A 1,052-nucleotide genomic window follows, 5' to 3' on the forward strand; every position below is an offset into this window, starting at 1 on the left:
GATCCCGCGCCTTGGCAATGGCCGCGTCCAGGCTGGCTTGTGCGGCCTTCTTGACCACGGCAGGCTCCGGGCCGCTGTCCAGCTCGAGCGTGGCCACCACCTTGAAGTCCACCGGCTGGCCCAGCTGGGCACGCGGTCGATCGGTGAGCGGTCGCACCGTCTCGGCAGACAGCGCAGCCTGCACCAGGTCCACCAGCGCTTGCGGCTTCTCCTGGCTGTCCAGCCGTGGCAGCACGGCCAGGGACACATCGCCGGGCAGCGGGTTGGCCAGGCCTGCGTCGTAATCGCAGACCAGTACGATGGCCCCGGCCGGTAACTGCGCGCGCACAGCCTCCGGTACCGCGACCCCGACAAAGGTCGGCGAATCTACCGACACGCTGCCCACGCTCGCCGAGGCACTGAGGCCGTGGTACTCGTAGGCACCGCGGCTGCCGGCAACGGACAGGGCCTCGAGCGACAGCCGGGTGCGGTAGCGCAGTGGCTCGTCCTTTTCCATGACGGCCTCGACCGGCGGCACTGCGTCAGGATCGGCCGGCACCAGGGTCAGCCGCGTGACCTCGTAGTCGGCCGCGCGGTTGTCCAGGTCGGCGCCCTTGGCATAGGCCAGCAAGCTCGACTTGGCCGCATCGTTGATGCGCGCCCGGCCGAGCATCTTCTGGTAAGCCGCGACCTCGAGCAGCTTCACGACCGGCTCGGACTCGAGCAGCGCCGTCCATTGATCGCCCATCTGCTCGCGAAAGTTGTCGAGCACTTCCTGATACAGCGCTTCGTACTCGAGCGTTTCCACCACGTCCGGTGGTGGCAGTAGAGAAAGATCGATCATGCACTGACCTCCACGACCAGGGCGTTGCCCAGGTATTCGCCGCTTAGGCGCAGGCCGATCTGTCCGTCGATCACCGAGACCACCTGGACCCGCTCGAGCTTGATGCGCGGTTCCCAGCGGCCCAGTGAGCGGGCAACCTCGGCCTGCACGGCACTTTTCCAACCGTCGTTGACCGGCATGTCGACGTAGCGGCGCAAGGTGCTGCCGTACTCCGGGCGCATGCGCCGGC

2 protein-coding genes are annotated in these 1,052 nt (G+C 67.7%); both read right to left on the reverse strand.

The genetic code is table 11. The features are described 5' to 3' along the window. Positions 1–823, reverse strand: an 823-nt coding sequence (locus G7007_RS22720) for a baseplate assembly protein (RefSeq protein ID WP_181105151.1), incomplete at its 3' end; no start/stop codon positions are given. Continuing rightward, positions 820–1,052, reverse strand: a 233-nt coding sequence (locus G7007_RS22725) for a GPW/gp25 family protein (RefSeq protein ID WP_181105153.1), incomplete at its 5' end; no start/stop codon positions are given. The genes G7007_RS22725 and G7007_RS22720, both read right to left, overlap by 4 nt.

The organism is Pseudomonas entomophila (assembly GCF_013523125.1).
GTDB lineage: Bacteria > Pseudomonadota > Gammaproteobacteria > Pseudomonadales > Pseudomonadaceae > Aquipseudomonas > Aquipseudomonas entomophila_B.